General features: G+C 67.4%; 13 protein-coding genes. 4 read left to right on the top strand and 9 right to left on the bottom strand.

Translation table 11 applies throughout. The features are described 5' to 3' along the window. Positions 1–10 precede the first annotated feature (10 nt). The 5 genes from IEW87_RS04735 to IEW87_RS04715 all read right to left on the bottom strand — a co-directional run bounded on the left by IEW87_RS04735 (position 11) and on the right by IEW87_RS04715 (position 5727). A complete protein-coding gene (locus tag IEW87_RS04735) occupies positions 11–1015 on the bottom strand; it encodes an ABC transporter permease (RefSeq protein WP_229730954.1) in 1005 nt (334 codons plus the stop codon). Next, positions 1012–1929, bottom strand: a complete 918-nt coding sequence (locus tag IEW87_RS04730; protein WP_188711129.1) for a ribokinase — start codon at positions 1927–1929, stop codon at positions 1012–1014. The genes IEW87_RS04735 and IEW87_RS04730 overlap by 4 nt, the downstream gene beginning before the upstream one ends. Positions 1930–2313: 384 nt before the next feature. Continuing rightward, positions 2314–3477, bottom strand: coding sequence for a glycosyltransferase family 2 protein (locus tag IEW87_RS04725; RefSeq protein ID WP_188711128.1), 1164 nt, complete (start codon positions 3475–3477; stop codon positions 2314–2316). 54 nt (positions 3478–3531) lie between these two features. Beyond that, the gene (locus IEW87_RS04720; protein WP_188711127.1) at positions 3532–4737 is read right to left on the bottom strand and encodes a polysaccharide biosynthesis protein; all 1206 of its coding nucleotides are present in this window, start codon (positions 4735–4737) and stop codon (positions 3532–3534) included. Positions 4738–4773: 36 nt separating this feature from the next. Then, positions 4774–5727: a glycosyltransferase family 2 protein gene (locus IEW87_RS04715; protein WP_188711126.1), complete on the bottom strand. Its 954-nt coding sequence runs from the start codon at positions 5725–5727 to the stop codon at positions 4774–4776. 144 nt (positions 5728–5871) lie between these two features. Between IEW87_RS04715 and IEW87_RS04710 the strand changes: the two genes are divergently transcribed. Both IEW87_RS04710 and IEW87_RS04705 read left to right on the top strand, forming a co-directional pair. After that, positions 5872–7977 carry a carbohydrate binding domain-containing protein gene (locus IEW87_RS04710; protein WP_188711125.1) on the top strand — a complete coding sequence of 702 codons (2106 nt, stop codon included), beginning with the start codon at positions 5872–5874 and terminating at the stop codon, positions 7975–7977. Between the two features lie 4 nt (positions 7978–7981). After that, positions 7982–10078, top strand: coding sequence for a DUF4012 domain-containing protein (locus tag IEW87_RS04705; RefSeq protein ID WP_188711124.1), 2097 nt, complete (start codon positions 7982–7984; stop codon positions 10076–10078). Between the two features lie 121 nt (positions 10079–10199). Here IEW87_RS04705 and IEW87_RS04700 read toward each other — a convergent pair whose 3' ends face one another. After that, positions 10200–10547: a ribbon-helix-helix domain-containing protein gene (locus IEW87_RS04700; protein ID WP_188711123.1), complete on the bottom strand. Its 348-nt coding sequence runs from the start codon at positions 10545–10547 to the stop codon at positions 10200–10202. Between the two features lie 75 nt (positions 10548–10622). On the opposite strand from IEW87_RS04700, the gene IEW87_RS04695 reads away from it, so the two are divergent. After that, the gene (locus IEW87_RS04695; RefSeq protein ID WP_188711122.1) at positions 10623–10892 is read left to right on the top strand and encodes a hypothetical protein; all 270 of its coding nucleotides are present in this window, start codon (positions 10623–10625) and stop codon (positions 10890–10892) included. A gap of 238 nt (positions 10893–11130) precedes the next feature. Here IEW87_RS04695 and IEW87_RS04690 read toward each other — a convergent pair whose 3' ends face one another. Continuing rightward, complete coding sequence (locus IEW87_RS04690; protein ID WP_188711121.1) at positions 11131–11739, bottom strand: VanZ family protein; 609 nt, start codon at positions 11737–11739, stop codon at positions 11131–11133. Between the two features lie 164 nt (positions 11740–11903). On the opposite strand from IEW87_RS04690, the gene IEW87_RS04685 reads away from it, so the two are divergent. Further along, positions 11904–12449 (top strand): MarR family winged helix-turn-helix transcriptional regulator, encoded by a 546-nt coding sequence (locus tag IEW87_RS04685; protein ID WP_229730953.1) that lies wholly within the window; start codon positions 11904–11906, stop codon positions 12447–12449. A 95-nt stretch (positions 12450–12544) separates the two neighbouring features. Here the strand turns inward: IEW87_RS04685 and tuf are convergent, their stop codons facing one another. Both tuf and fusA read right to left on the bottom strand, forming a co-directional pair. After that, on the bottom strand, positions 12545–13738 hold the full coding sequence (gene tuf, locus IEW87_RS04680) for an elongation factor Tu (protein ID WP_188711120.1): 1194 nt from the start codon (positions 13736–13738) through the stop codon (positions 12545–12547). 164 nt (positions 13739–13902) lie between these two features. After that, positions 13903–16017, bottom strand: a complete 2115-nt coding sequence (gene fusA, locus IEW87_RS04675) for an elongation factor G (protein ID WP_188711119.1) — start codon at positions 16015–16017, stop codon at positions 13903–13905. Positions 16018–16032 lie beyond the last annotated feature (15 nt).

Raw genomic sequence — 16032 nt, 5'->3', positions numbered from 1 at the left:
GTGGATGGCGTTACGCCTTCGATTTGCGTCGGCGCTGCCAGGTATCGGTCGCGACGGCGGCGACGATGACGAGACCGGTGACGACGGTCTGCCAGAACGACGAGATGCCGTTGATGTTGAGGATGTTCTGCAGCAGGCCGATGAACGTGACGCCGATGATCGTGCCCCACATCGTGCCGGAGCCGCCGAACAGCGCCGCGCCACCGATGATCACGGCCGAGATGACGGTCAGCTCGAGACCGGTTCCCGTGACGCCCTGCACGTACGAGAGGAACGACAGGCCGAGCACGCCCGCGGCGGCGGCCGTCAGGCCGGCGATCGTGAAGGCGGCGAGCTTGACGCCCTTGACGCTGATGCCGACGAGGCGCGCAGCTTCGGGGTTGCCGCCGACCGCATACGTGTTGAATCCGAAACGCGAGCGGGCGAGGAGCAGGACGCCGATCGCCGCGATCACCGCGAAGACGATGAGCTGCATCGGAATGACACCGAAGAGATAGCCCTGTCCGATCAGGCTGAACTCCGCGACGCCCGGCTGGCTCGAGCTGAGCGAGATGGGCGCGCCGTCGGAGATCAGGAGCGCGACGCCGCGGAAGACGCTCAACGTCCCCAGTGTGACGATGAAGCTCGGAACGCCCAGCACGACGACGGCGAGGCCGTTCAGCAGACCGGCGAGCGCGCCCACGGCGAGACCGATGATGACAGCCAGCGTCCAGGTCATGCCGCCCTCGATCGCGAGGCCGGTCGAGATCGCCGCCAGCGCGTAGACGGATCCGACGGACAGGTCGATCTCGCCGTTGACGATCACGAACGTCGCACCGATCGCCATGATGCCGATCTGAGAGATCTGCTGGCCCACCGACAGGAGGTTCCCTGCCTGCATGAAGCTCGGCGACAGCACCGCGCCCAGCACGAAGAGGAGCACCAGTGCGGCGAACACTCCTGCCTCTCGCGCGTGAAGGAGCTTTCGCGGGTCGAACGAGGCGCGCCGTGGCGCGGTCGCGGTAGCAGCGGTCACAGGGATTCTCCGTTCGTGAGGTTCAAGTCCTGCCGTCTCGGCAGTGCAGGGACGACGCCGTCGGTCGCCACGGCGAATGCCCCTGCGCGCGCGGCGAAAGCGGCGGCGTCGGCAAGCGTGTGTCCTTCGGCGACGCCGACCGCGAGTGCCGCGTTGAACGCGTCCCCCGCGCCCGTCGTGTCGACGACGTGCGACGCGCGGACGGCAGCGATCTCCTGCATCGTTCCGTTCTCGATGACGATCGCCCCCTCCGAGCCACGCGTCATGATCACGGCCGCGTCGACGCGATCCGCGATGGCCTTCGCGACGTCGGCGTCGGAGGTCGTGGCATCGTCCGTGCCGAGGATGACGCGGGCCTCCGTCTGGTTCGGCGTGATGATGTCGACGTTCTTGAGCGCGTCATCCGGCAGCGGCTGCGCGGGCGCCGGGTTGAGAATCGTCGTGACGCCGAGCTCGCGTCCGATGCGGAGCGCGGCGACGACGGCGTCGATCGGGATCTCCATCGACACGAGCACGACGTCCGCCTGCGCGATCTCGTCGCGGAACGTCTCGACGTCGCTCTCGCTCAGACGGTCGAGGGCGCCCGGCGCGATCGCGATCCGGTTCTCTCCCGACGGCTCGACCATGATGAACCCGGCCATCGTGGGAGCGTCGGTGAACTCGACGACGCGCGACGCGTCAACGCCCTCGTCCGCCCACAGTTCGCGGGCGGCGCGGCCGTAGTCATCGGCGCCGATAGCGGTGAGGAAGCGGACGTCGGCACCGAGCCGGGCTGCACCGATCGCCTGGTTGGATCCCTTGCCGCCCGGGCCGGCCTCGAACGTGCCGCCGGTCAGGGTCTCCCCCGCGTCAGGCATCCGCGGCACCCGCATGCTGAGCCCCACGCCGTAGCTTCCGATCACTGCAATCTTCATCGATGCACACCCATTTGTATGTGGACAACTATGTACATGAAAAGTATGCAGTGAGGCCGAAGCGATGTCAACGCGAGGCCGAGTGGCGCCGCCGTTCGGGAGGAAGTTTTTGTTTTCGGAGGGCCAGATCGCTGTTTCGCCGCCTGTCGCTCGCAGTCTCACTCCGCTAGCTCGCCGTTTCACCACCGCGTCAGATGGTCGTGACGAGCGCCCGACGCTCGTCTTCACCGCCCCGCTCGTCCGGCACACGTCGCGTCCTTGCCGAGGGGCGGAGAATCTGGCGAGATCTAGCCGAATCGCACTTTAATTCGAGCCACTCGGCGAATTTCGAGCCACTCGCCGAATGATTCCCCTCCGGCGGGGCCGCTCCGCGCCGCCCGCGCGTCAGCGGCCGCGGAGGGCGCGGCGCACCTTGCGCATGCCACTCTGGGCCGGCGGCAGGTCGTGCGTGAGCATCGCGTCGATGTCGCTCGGGTGCGCGCGGCGAGCCGACTGGATCCGTGCCCGCTCGCGCAAGCCGTGACCGCGGGCGAGACGAAGCCCACCGATGAGGCCCAACCAGGCAGGCTTCGCGGATCCGGTGAGCGTCGCCTTCGCGAGCATCATCGTGAACAGGATCACGAATCGCGGCACGATCATGCGCCGCAGCCCGACCGGCACGTTCTTCACGAGCAGCAGCGGCAGGTTCTGGAAGTTCTGGCGCACGGTGAAGCCGGGGATCCGCCCGCTCGTCGCGCCGATCTTGTGGCGCACGACGGCCTCGGGGTCGTAGACGATCGCGTGTCCGGCCAGTCGCGCGCGGAATCCGATGTCGACGTCCTCGAAGTAGGCGAAGAACTTCTCGTCGAATAGGCCGATGTCGCGGAAGAGATCTGTGCGGAACAGTGACGCTCCGCCCGACGCCGAGAACACGGGTCCGCCGGCGGGCATCGCGTAGGGGGCGTCGCCGCGGGAGCGCGGGAAAGGCATCCCCCACGTACTGATTGCGTCGCCGGCGGTGTCGATCGTGCCATCGAGGTTCGGATCCTCGCTCGCGCGCAACATGAGGCCGGTCGCGACCATGGCACCCGTGCGCTCGAGGGCCTCGTCGAGCTTGGCGAGCCAGTCAGGGTCGGGCACGGCATCGTTGTTGAGCAGCGCGACAGCGTCGTAGCCCTCGGCCATCGCGCGGCGGATCCCCACGTTGACGCCGCCCGCGAACCCCAGGTTCTCGGGCTCCTCGTGCAGGGTGACCCTCGCGGCGCGTTCGCCGAGCGTCTCGGAATTGCGCGGCGGTCTCGAGGATCCGGCCGTATCGCCGCCTTCTCGGCGAATTTCGAGATGCTCGGCAAGGCCAGCGTCGCGCCTGATGGCGGCGCCATCCCCGAGACGCGAGGCAAGGCCAGCTGGCTCCACCCGCTCGCGCAGGCGGGCGACGTCGTCGCCGACGGATCCGTTGTCGATGACGAGCGCGTCGAAGTCATCGTGCGTCTGACGGTCGAGCGCGTCGAGGCAGGAGAGGGTGTCGTCCACGCCATTCCAGTTGAGCACCACCACGAGTGTCCGCATGCGCTTCCCTCCGTCCCCTCCACTTTGACGCATCTTGCATATGAATCTGCGCAGTCACGTGCGTCTGCGGCGAATGAGAATCATCGCGACCTGCACCAACAGCACGCACCCCTCGGCGGCGGCGAGCCCGATCGCGCCACCGAGCGCCCCGAGTTGGCCGGCGAGCAGCAGCGAGGCGGGCACGCCGACGACGGCGCCCACGACGACGCTGGCGAACACGGCGCGCGGCAGGCCCCACGCGATCAGCACGTGCCGCCCGGTCGCGGTCGACATCGACAGGCAGAAGGTGGCGATGCCGAAGAGGATCGCGGTGGGCCGGTCGATGACGTGGTCTTCGAACAGCAGCCCCGTCAGCCACGGTCCGAGCAGCGCGAACGCCGCGAAACCGACCAGGCCGAGCACGGCGTGCAGCAGCAGCGCGCGCCGGACGCGATGGCCGAAGTGCGCCCGGTCGTCCTCGACGACCCACCCCTGCAGAGCGTTGCCCTGGGCCCCGACGACGGTCTGCCCCATGCGCCACAGCTTGTCGCCGGAGATGTAGACGCCCGTCTGCGCCGTGGTGGTGCCGAGCGTCACGATCGAGACGGCGAGCGCGGTGTAGGCGCCGCTGACGACCTCGGTACCGGCGGCCGACAGCTGCCGACGGGCGAAGCGCAGCGAGTCACGCCATCCGGTCACGAGGTCGCGCGGCGTCACGGTGCGCAGGACGTAGGCTCCGATGCCGCCCACGATCGCCACGATGAGCAGCGTCGGATACGCCCACACGAGACCGTCGCCGCCGGTCACGACCAGCGCTGCGCCCGCCGCGGTCGCGAGGGCGCGCGGCAGGAGTTCGAACCCGATCAGCGGCAGCGGCGTGCCGAGCCCGATGAGATACCAGCTCGAGGTCAGCCCGCCGAGTGTGATCGCGATCGCCATGAGCAGCGACTCGAGGCGTGCGCCCTCGGGGGCGAGCAGCCAGGCGAGTACGGATCCGACGACGATCGCCGGCGCGACGAGCACGAGCCGCGCGCGCGTACCGCGGGCGAACAGAGCGGCACGGTCGGCGGCCGGGGCGAGCGCGACGAGCGTCGGGCCCTGCACGTTCAGGCCGAGGGCAACGGCGAGCGCGAGGAACCCGCCGATCGACTGCCCCACCCCGATCGCGACCCACGAGGCGTCGCCGGCCGCGTACGCGATCACCGGCAGGATGAGGAACGGAATCAGCGCCGAGAACGCCGGGATCGTCGAGAAGCTCAGCAGACGGCGAGTGAGAGACATGTCACCTCGCCCGGGCGCGTGTCGATCGCACGGCCATCACGCCCGCCAGTATCCCGCCGAGCGCATGCGAATGGACTGCAGCATGCCGATCGTGCGGTCGATGCCCTCCAGGGGGATCTGCGGACGCTCGACGCCCTTCGCGGCGCGCCATCCCTGGATCCGCCCGACCAGCGCCGAGGGATCGCGCTGCAGCACGAGGCGTCGCACGCAGACGAGCGCCTCGATCGCGAGCGCCATCGCCGCGTGACGCGTGCCGAGAACACCCCACGCGCGCAGCAGGTAGCCGCGCCCGAAGCCCGCCAGGCGCACCTGTTTCGGGGATCCGTCGCCCGCCGAGGCGCCGCCGATGTGCACGCCGCCGGGCACGGCGAGCGCACGCGTGTCGTAGCCGCCCGCGCGCAGCCGAAGGGCGAGGTCGAGCTCCTCGCCGTACATGAAGATCCCCTCGTCGAGCAGCCCCACCTCGTCCAGCGCGCGGCGGCGATACGCCGCGACGGCACCGTAGGGGCCGAGCACGAGCGGATCCCGCGGGTCCTGTCGCGACGGATCCGCGCCGTGATAGCGCACGAAGCCCGCGCACGTCGGATCCGCGGTGATGCCCTGCGAATCGATGGATCCGTCGGGCGTCGTCAGCAGCGGGCACACGCTCGCGACGTCGGCGGGCGCCATGGCGAAGGCCTCGGCGATGTCGGCCATGAGTGTCGGCTCGGCGATCACGTCACTGTTGACGAGCACGACGACGTCGGCGGATCCGTGCCGGATGCCCCGGTTGCAGGTCGCGGCGAACCCTCGGTTGGTCTCGTTGCGCAGCAGCGTGAGCTCGGGGAAGGTCGCGACAACGCGATCGGCGGTGTCATCCGGCCCGCAGTCATCGACCACGATGACGTTCACGGGGTGCGTCTGTCGGGTCAGCGCGGTCAGGCACTCCTCGACGTGCTCCCACCCGCCGTACACCGGCACGATGGCGTCGATGGTCACGGCGTGCGGCATGGGAATCATCCTAGGGCGTGTCTCATAATTGGAGCCGTCGCGGACGTGTTGCGGAATGTGGCCGATGGGGCCGGCAATGGACGGTTTGTCAGGGGTCGCGTGCGATGATGAACCTCGTTCGTCTCCGGGAGGAAATGTCGACTCGTGGCTCTGACCAAGCGCAACCGAAACCTGATCTTCATCATCGCCGGTGCCCTCGTGGTGCTGCTCGGCGGCGGCGGGATCGCCTACGCCGCGCTCTTCGCGGGCGACGAACCGCAGCCGGTCGCGACCACGCCGACTCCCACACCGACTCCGACGCCCACTCCCACACCGACGCCGACTCCTGAGAAGCCGGAGCCCGCGGAGATCCCGACATCGACCGCGCTGCACGCGATGATCGACGGCTGGTCCGGCGCCGATTCGAAGAAGATCGCCGACATCATGCCGCAGATCGGCGACGCGGCGTCCGGCCGCATGGCGGCGTACATCGACGCACCGCGCGTGAAGGAAGCGACGACGGCGCTCAGCACCGAGGTCTCGGTCGAGCCGGGCGAGACGTACGAGATCTCAGCGCAGGTGCGCGCGGGCACGCGCGAACTCGAGAAGGCGGCCGCCACGATCCGCATCGGCGACACGAAGATCCCGTTCGGCGAGGTCAACGGCGACTGGAGCGAGATCACCGGAGAGTTCACGGCACCGGACGGCGAGGACACGGCGACGATCGAGATCCGTGTGCAGGACGCCGTGTCAGCGCTCGGCATCGACGATGTGACGATGACGCCCGCCTCGGGCGGCGACAACATCGTTCCGAACGCGTCGTTCGAGAACGTCTCGGGCGAGTGGGGCATCCTCAACGACTCGCTCATCCTGCGTGAGACCGGCGCCGCGATGGGCGTTGCACTGCCCGACGGCGACGCGCAGTGGTCGGTGACGACCTCCGACGGCGACGCCGTCGCCGAGGGCACGGAGGAGGTCAAGAACGGCATCGCCCGGATCGGCCTCGACGACGTCACGCAGGGCTACTACACGTTCTCCGTCACCGACTCCGACGGCCGCCAGATCTCGACGCCGTTCGGCGTGGTCGACTACACGGGCACGCACATCACGCCCGACGACCGCTTCGGCGTCGCCACCCACGCCGATCAGAGCTGGTACTTCGACTCGGCCGACGCGATCCGCGCGGTCGGGTTCGGCCTCGCCCGCAACGACGTGCTGTGGGACCAGAACGAGACGTCGCCCGGACAGTACAGCTTCTCGGACCACTACGTGAACGAGTTCGGCAAGTTCTCGTCGCACGGCATCGACCTGCTCGGCATCGTCAACTACGGCAACCCGCTGTACGACGGCGGCAACACCCCCGCCTCCCCCGAGGCGGTTGACGCCTTCGGTCGCTACGCGGCGGCGATCGCGAAGAACTTCGACGTCGCCGGCCTCGAGGTGTTCAACGAGTTCAACCACGACCGGTTCCAGACCGGCTCCTGCGGATCCGCCCCCGAGTGCTACCCGCCGCTCGTGAAGGCGACCGAGAAGTACGTCGAAGAGGTCGACCCCGACATCCCGATCGTCTCCGGATCCACGGCGAACTACGACGGCGACTGGTTCCGCGGCCTCTGGCCGACGGGCGTCATCGAGAACTCCGACGCGATGAGCTTCCACCCGTACAACAAGTGGATCTACGACACCCCGGAGAGCCTGTCGACGGTGGTGCGCGAAGCGAACAGCGACATGAAGGACATCACCGGCACGACGGTGCCGATCTGGATCACCGAATTCGGCTGGACCACCGGCGCCGAGCTGGGCCAGCAGGTGTCGTACGCGAACCAGGCCGAGCGCCTCGTGCGTGCCGAGCTCACAGCCTTCAGCTACGGCGTCGAGAAGTACTTCTGGTACGACCTCGTCAACGACAGCACCGACGGAAACCAGCACGAGGGCAACTTCGGCATCTTCGAGCAGCGACGCGACGGGATCCAGGCCCTGCCCCCGAAGCCCGCCGCCTTCACGCAGGCGCTGCTCATCAACGAGCTCGGCGGCCGCGGCAACCCGGATCGCGTTGATGCCGGGGATGGTGTCAAGACCGCCGTCTTCGGCAAGAATGATGACAAGGTCCGCACCGCGTGGACCCTCGAGGGCGAGCGCGACGCGACGTTCTCGGTGTCGGGCCCAGTCGAGGTGACGACGATGTGGGGATCCACGAAGACGGTCAAGCCGAAGGACGGCAAGGTCACTGTGACGGTGGGCAGCTCCCCGGTGTTCATCAAGGAAAAGTAGAGACGTGGCAGACGAGAACGACCCCTTCGCCGGACTGAGTCGGCGCGAGCTCCGCGAACTGCGGGAGCGTCTCGACCAGGCCGAAGCCGCCCACGACGTGAAGGACGACGCGCCCACGACGGCGCTGCCGCACCTGCGCGACGACGATGGCTCCCCGGACGAGGCCGCGACGACGATGCTGCCGCAGCAGGAGAACAGGGCGTTCGACGAGACCGCACCTGGTGCTGGTGCCGAAGCGGGTACTGGCGCCGCGAGTGCCACAGGCGGTGCGGGTGCCGCGGGCGCGAGTGACGCGGCGACGCCGCCGATGGGAACGCCCGTCGCGATGGCCAGCGCGAGCGACGGATCCGATGACGGTTCGGGGGACGGTTCCGTGAGCGACACGAGCGCCTCGGACGACGACTCCGGCCGACGCTGGACGAAACGCCACACCAAGCGCACGATCATCATCGCCGTCATCGTGCTGCTCGTCTGCGCCGCGTGGCTGGGGATCCGCGCGCTCATGGTGAAGGGTGACCTCGAGGCCGCGCAACGCATCGTCTCGCACGTGCAGCAGGAACCCGACAGCATGGAGGCCTCGCTGCCCGTGCTGGGCGAGTACGCGGGATCCGCCGCGAGCGTGAAGTGGGATCCGGTCTGGCGCATCGCCGAGTTCATCCCGTGGGCTGGCCCGAACCTCAAGGGCGTGCGCCTCGCATCCGAGACGCTCGACGTCGCAACGAACGATCTCGCCGTGCCCGCGCTCGCGGAGATGAACTCCAACAGCGAGGATCCGGTGCTCGAGCGGCTGCTGCCGATCCTGTCGGACGTGCAGCCCGACATCACCTCGCTCGCCGGCGCCGTCGAGGGCGTCGCCGACTCCGGATCCCTCATCGCCCCCGTGCGCAGCGGCGTCGACCTCGTCAACGGCGTGCTGCAGATGGCGGAGCCCGCGATCGGCGTCGCGCCCGGGCTGCTTGGTGCCGAGGAGCCGAAGAACTACCTGCTCGTGTTCATGAACAACGCCGAGTCGGTCGGCCTGGCCGGATCCGCGGCCTCGCAGACGCTCATCAGCGTCGACTCGGGGAACCTCGAGATCACGGCGCAGGCGTCGAGTGGCGACTTCGTGGAGGGGCAGGCGGTCGACGTCGAGGTCGACGAGAGCGCCATCGACCTCTACACCGACTACCTGCGCACGCACGTCAACACGACGCCCTCGCGGCCGGACTTCCCGACCATGGCGGAGCTGACGCGCGCGTTCTGGAACCGCGACATCGGGGATCAGCAGATCGACGGCGTCGTCGCGATCGATCCGATCGCCCTCGGCTACATCCTCGAGGCCACCGGCCCGATCCACATCGAGGAGACCGGCGACACGATGTCGAGCGGGAACGCCGTGCAGATGCTACTGAGCGACGCGTACAGCAGGTACGAGCCCGAGGTGGCCGATGCGTTCTTCGCGAGCGTGGCGGCGCAGGTGTTCGACAAGATCGCGACCGCCGACTTCGACATGCTCACCATGGCGAGCTCGATGAGCCGCGGTATCGACCAGGGATCCGTGCTCTTCCACAGCTTCGACGACGAGACGCAGCAGTTCATCGCCGACGAGCGCGTGTCGGGGATCCTGCCGACCGACAACGAGGAGACCAGCACGGTCGGCGTCTACTTCCGTGACGAGTCGGCGTCGAAGATCGACTACTACATGAAGTCGAACATCGACGTGACGCAGACGTGCTCCGACGGGGGCAGCACGTTCGACGTCGCGACGACGCTGCACCTCGATATCGACCAGGCCTCAGCCGACGTTCTGCCCGACTACGTCAAGAGCGGGACCCCTGGGTGGGGCTCGCAGCGCTTCCGCACCGCCGTGTACGTGTACGGGCCTCCCGGCACGACGCTCGACGAGGTCAGCTTCGAGGGACGCGAAGTCGAGGTGAAGAACGAGGACATCGACGACCTCGGCCGTCCGGTCGCGTTCTTCTGGACCTACCTCGCGCCCACCGAGCTGGCGAGCGTCAACGCGACGTTCTCGGGCGACGGTGAGTTCGGCCCCGCCGCACTGTGGTCGACGCCGATGGTGAACGCCACCACGGGCACCGTCGACGCCTGCGGCGCCGAGTAGGTATCGGCGCCCCTCTTCGGTGGGTCGCCAAAGAATGCGGCCGCGCACGCGCGAAAGCCGCATTCTTTGGCGACCCACCGCCTGACGCGCTCAGCCGAGCCCGCGCAGGTACAGCAGCGCGCTACGAAGCGCGCAGGTAACTGGAGAGCGCGTCGCGGATCACGTCGCTCCGGTTGCGCTGCTCCTTTTCGGCACGCTCGGTGAGTGCGCGGTCGAGGTCCACCGGAAGTCGGACCTGGCGCTTGGGCGACTCGCCTCGCGGGCCAACCGCGCCGACACTGGGCCGCCCGCGTCGGATCGCCGTCTCCAGCTCGGCGAGCTCGTCCTCATCGAGCACCATTTCGATCAGTTGACGTCCACGACGGGAAGCATCCTCTCCGCTGTAGATCTTCGCGTGAGGAGAAACGTCGATGTCTCCGCGTTCGTAACGCGCAGCGCGCTCGTCGTAGGTTTCAGATGCGTCGCCCATGGTGCTTCCTCACTGCCTCTCCGATTTCTCGGCCTTCTGGATCCGACGGATGACGTGCGCACGAGCCTCCATCATGTGAAAGATCCAGATCTCTCGGGCGCCATGGTCAACTTCGGCGAAGACCTCGATCTCGGTTCCGTTGATCGCGGGGCCAATCCAACCGGCTGGATCCGGCTGCGACGAGACCCGCGAATCCTCGAACGGATCGGCGGCCAATCGCGTGCGTCTTATCGCCGCGAGAGCGTCGAACCGGTCGTATCCATGTTTATAGGCGGAGCGTGCGAGGACGATCCGTCATTTGTGAGCTTCGCCATTATTGTACTCCGAATATCCGGTCATGTGTAGTCCAATAATCGAGTGTCGTCTCCCCACTATGGGTGTGTGATCCGACAGTCGAACGCGGACGGGAGCGCGCGCACTCACGCGCAGGCGCCCACCACAGGAGCCTCACGTCAACACACCGACCACCCTGACGGTGAGCCCCTGTGGATCCCCACGTGAGGGTCGCCAGAGTTTGCAGCTCGGGATGCCCCGAAGCTGCAAACTCTGGCGACCCTCAGCGTGTGGGGCCGGGAGTGCCGCGTCAGAACGGGATCTGGCGGGTGGGGGCCGTCGGCGTACGGTCAACGGGGACGCCGAGCTCCTCGAGCACGGCGGTGCGGTTCGGATCCCGCGACGCACGCTGCGTACGGCGAGCGCGTTCCTCTTCCCACTTGGCGCGGGCGAGCACCTTTGCGTCGCGGGCGTGCACCATCGCGCGCAGCGTCGCCGCGATGAGCGTGCCGATCCAGGCGCCGAGGGAGTTGGAGATGATGTCGCGCACATCTCCGACACGATCGCCAAGGAACTCGCTCTGGAACCACTCGATGCCGATCGAGTACGCGGGCAACAGGATGAGTGCGAGCCACCAGCCCCACCCGGGAAGCGCCAGGCCGAGCAAGAAGCCGAGCGGGATGAACATGCCGATGTTCGCCGCGAACTCGAGCTCCATGTAGCCGAAGCTCTCGGGCACGCCGATGCGATGGAGGACGCTCAGCACTCGATCGGCGACGGTATCGACGCCGACGCCGTCGAGGCTCGGGGTCATCGTCACCCACATCACGAACCCGAGATAGAAGATGAAGAGCACCGTCGCGAGGCCGACGCGCAGGCGGCTACGGCGCGGCTTGCGGTCGTCGTCTGCGTACGTCATATGGGGCAGGTTAGACGCTCGACGTCAGCATGAAGCTGAGAACACGGTCACGAAGCGCTTACTCTCCGCCTCAACCGCGGCTCCGGCCACGGCGCAAACCCTGCCTACTACGCTCGGTTAACCGTATGCTCAGATGAATTTTTTCGGAGGCGTAGAATCGGAGGATGGACGGGCAGGAGGAGCGTCGCGTGAGCGATCTGGCGTCGTTGATCGACCCCCGCCTACTCGACCCCGCGGAGGAGCTCGTCACCCGTTCGCATCTGTCGGACGACGACGTGGCGGAGACCGTGGCTGTGCTCGAAGCGATGAGCGCGTGGCGCGGCGTGGAACGGGCCATGAGCGAGCGCTCCCGGCGTTACATGCGTCTCGGTGACACCGACATGCGGGCGCTGCGTTACCTCATCGCCGCGCAGCGCCAGGGCGTCGTCGCGACCCCGGGGGCGATCGCCGCGCACCTCGCTATCTCCCCCGCCGCCACGACGAAGCTCATGGACCGACTGGAGTCCGGCGGGCATATCCGCCGCCGCGCACACCCCGACGACCGCCGCAGCACGGCCATCGACGTGACGCCCGAGACGCTCAGATCGGCGCGCGCCACGGTGGGCCGCAGCCACGCGCGGCGCTTCGAGGCCGTCTCGCAGCTGTCGCCCGCGGACCGCGCGGCGGTACTGCGCTTCTTCGACGCGCTCGTCAGCGCCTCCGACGAGTAAGCGCACCCGCGCCGGCCGCGCGGATCCGCTCGTGCAACGAGAAAGCGGGCGGATCCCGAAGGATCCGCCCGCTTCTCAGCAGGACCGGAAGGGTCTTACTTGATGACGTTCGTCACCGTGCCGGCGCCGACCGTGCGGCCACCCTCACGGATCGCGAAGCCGAGACCGTCTTCCATGGCGATCGGCTGGATCAGCTCGACCGTCATGTCCGTGGTGTCACCCGGCATGACCATCTCGGTGCCCTCGGGCAGCGAGATGACGCCCGTGACGTCCGTCGTACGGAAGTAGAACTGCGGACGGTAGTTCGTGTAGAACGGGTTGTGACGGCCGCCCTCTTCCTTCGAGAGGATGTAGGCCGTGCCCTCGAAGTTCGTGTGAGGGGTCACCGAACCGGGCTTGACGACGACCTGGCCGCGCTCGACGTCCTCACGCTTCAGACCGCGAAGCAGGAGGCCACAGTTCTCGCCGGCCCAGGCCTCGTCGAGCTGCTTGTGGAACATCTCGATACCCGTGACCGTGGTCTTCTGGGTGTCGCGGATGCCGACGATCTCGACGTCGGAGTTGATCGCGAGGGTGCCGCGCTCGGCGCGACCCGTGACGACCGTGCCACGACCGGTGATCGTGAAGACGTCCTCGATCGGCATCAGGAACGGCTTGTCGCGGTCACGGACGGGCTCCGGAACGGAGTCGTCGACGGCCTGCATGAGGTCGACGATCGCCTGCGTCCACTTCTCGTCGCCCTGGAGTGCCTGGTAACCGGACACCTGCACGACGGGAGCGTTGTCGCCGTCGAAGCCCTGCGAGGAGAGCAGCTCGCGCACCTCGAGCTCGACGAGCTCCAGGATCTCCTCGTCGTCGACCATGTCGCACTTGTTGAGCGCGACGAGCAGGTAGGGAACGCCGACCTGCTTGGCGAGCAGGACGTGCTCACGCGTCTGAGCCATCGGGCCGTCGGTCGCCGCGACCACGAGGATCGCGCCGTCCATCTGGGCGGCACCGGTGATCATGTTCTTGACGTAGTCAGCGTGACCAGGGGCGTCAACGTGCGCGTAGTGACGCGCGGGCGTCTCGTACTCGACGTGCGAAACGTTGATCGTGATACCGCGGTCGCGCTCCTCCGGAGCCGAGTCGATCGAGCCGTAGTCACGCTGGACGTTGACGTCCGACGGGTACTTGTCGGCCAGCACCTTCGAGATGGCGGCGGTAAGCGTGGTCTTGCCGTGGTCAACGTGACCGATGGTTCCGATGTTGACGTGCGGCTTGCTGCGCTCGAACTTGGCCTTAGCCACTGGGTCCTCCTCAGGACGTTCGTGGAGGGCACCGGGCGCTGGATGCGACCGGATCCTCCGGGGTTTATTTCAGTCTAATAGAGACGAGTCTGTGTGAAGTTGTGCGTTGTGGATGGGGCCGACCTGACGCCGACCCCACCCCAGAGCCGTCGGGGAGGCGAGTGTTACTCGCCCTTGCCCTTCTGGATGATCTCGTCGGCAACCGCCTTCGGCACCTCGGCGTAGCTGTCGAACTCCATGGAGTAGACAGCGCGGCCGGACGTACGCGAACGCAGGTCGCCAATGTAACCGAACATGCTCGAGAGCGGAACCAGGGCCTTGATGACCTTGACGCCCGCGGCGTCCTCCATCGACTGCACCTGACCGCGACGCGAGTTCAGGTCGCCGATGACGTCGCCCATGTACTCCTCGGGCGTACGGACCTCGACGCCCATGAGCGGCTCGAGCAGCGCGGGGCTCGCCTTCTGGATGGCCTCCTTGAAGCCCATCGAACCGGCGATCTTGAACGCCATCTCCGAGGAGTCGACGTCGTGCGCGGCACCGTCGACGAGCGTCGCCTTGACGCCCACGAGCGGGTAGCCGGCGAGCACGCCGACGTTCATCGCGTCCTGGAAGCCCTGGTCGACCGAGGGGATGTACTCGCGCGGAACGCGGCCACCAGTGACCTTGTTCTCGAACTCGTACACTTTGTCGCCCTCGACCTCGAGCGGGTCGAGACGGAACTGGATCTTCGCGAACTGACCCGATCCACCCGTCTGCTTCTTGTGCGTGTAGTCGTGACGCTCAACGGCCTTGCGGATCGTCTCGCGGTACGCCACCTGCGGCTTGCCGACGTTCGCCTCGACCTTGAACTCGCGCTTCATGCGGTCCACGAGGATGTCGAGGTGCAGCTCACCCATGCCCTTGACGATCGTCTGACCGGTCTCCGGGTTGTTCTCGACGCGGAACGTCGGGTCCTCTTCGGCGAGCTTCTGAATGGCGAGACCGAGCTTCTCCTGGTCAGCCTTCGTCTTCGGCTCGATGGCGACCTCGATCACGGGCTCCGGGAACGTCATCGACTCGAGCACGACCGGTGCGGCCGCGTCGCTGAGCGTGTCGCCCGTCGTCGTGTCCTTGAGGCCGATGACCGCGTAGATGTGGCCAGCGGTGACCGACTCGACCGGCTGCTCCTTGTTGGCGTGCATCTGGAAGATCTTCCCGATGCGCTCCTTGCGGCCCTTGGTCGAGTTGACGATCTGCGCACCGGACTCGAGGTAACCCGAGTAGACGCGGATGTAGGTCAGGCGACCGAAGAACGGGTGCGAGACGACCTTGAACGACAGCGCCGCGAACGGCTCGTCGGCGTCGGCGTGACGCTCGATGATCTTCGACTCGTCCTTCGGGTCGTGCGCCTCGATGGCGGGCACGTCGACCGGCGACGGGAGGAAGTCGACGACAGCGTCGAGGATCGGCTGCACTCCGCGGTTCTTGAATGCCGAACCACAGAACACGGGGAACGCGTCGCCCGCGATCGTGCGCTTGCGGATACCCGACTTGATCTCGTCGATCGTGAGCTCTTCGCCACCGAAGAACTTCTCGAGCAGCTCGTCATCGGCCTCAGCGGCCGCCTCGACGAGCTTCTCGCGGTACTCCTCAGCCTTGGCCTGGAGGTCCGCGGGAATCTCCTGCGTCTCGTACATGGCGCCGATTTCGACGTTGCCCTTAGCATCGCCCGGCCACACGAAGGCCTTCATGCTGAGCAGGTCGACGACGCCGGTGAAGTCGCTCTCAGCGCCGATGGGCAGCTGCATGACGATCGGGGTCGCCTTCAGGCGGTCGATGATCGTCTGAACGGTGAAGTAGAAGTCCGCACCGAGCTTGTCCATCTTGTTGACGAAGCAGACGCGCGGGACGTTGTACTTGTCGGCCTGACGCCACACCGTCTCCGACTGGGGCTCCACGCCCTCCTTGCCGTCGAAGACGGCAACGGCGCCGTCGAGCACGCGAAGCGAGCGCTCGACCTCGACCGTGAAGTCGACGTGGCCGGGGGTGTCGATGATGTTGACCTGGTTGTTGTCCCAGAAGCACGTCACAGCAGCGGACGTGATCGTGATGCCACGCTCCTGCTCCTGCTCCATCCAGTCCGTCGTCGCGCCACCGTCGTGCGTCTCACCGATCTTGTGGTTGACGCCCGTGTAGTACAGGATGCGCTCGGTAGTCGTGGTCTTACCGGCATCGATGTGCGCCATGATGCCAATGTTGCGGACCTTCTTGAGGTCGGTGAGCACGTCTTGTGCCACTTCGATGTCCTTACG

Origin of the sequence: Microbacterium faecale, assembly GCF_014640975.1 — a bacterium.
Lineage (GTDB): Bacteria > Actinomycetota > Actinomycetes > Actinomycetales > Microbacteriaceae > Microbacterium > Microbacterium faecale.
The sequence above is the reverse complement of the archived record's forward strand: the minus strand, read 5'-3'. Positions and strand labels throughout refer to the sequence as shown.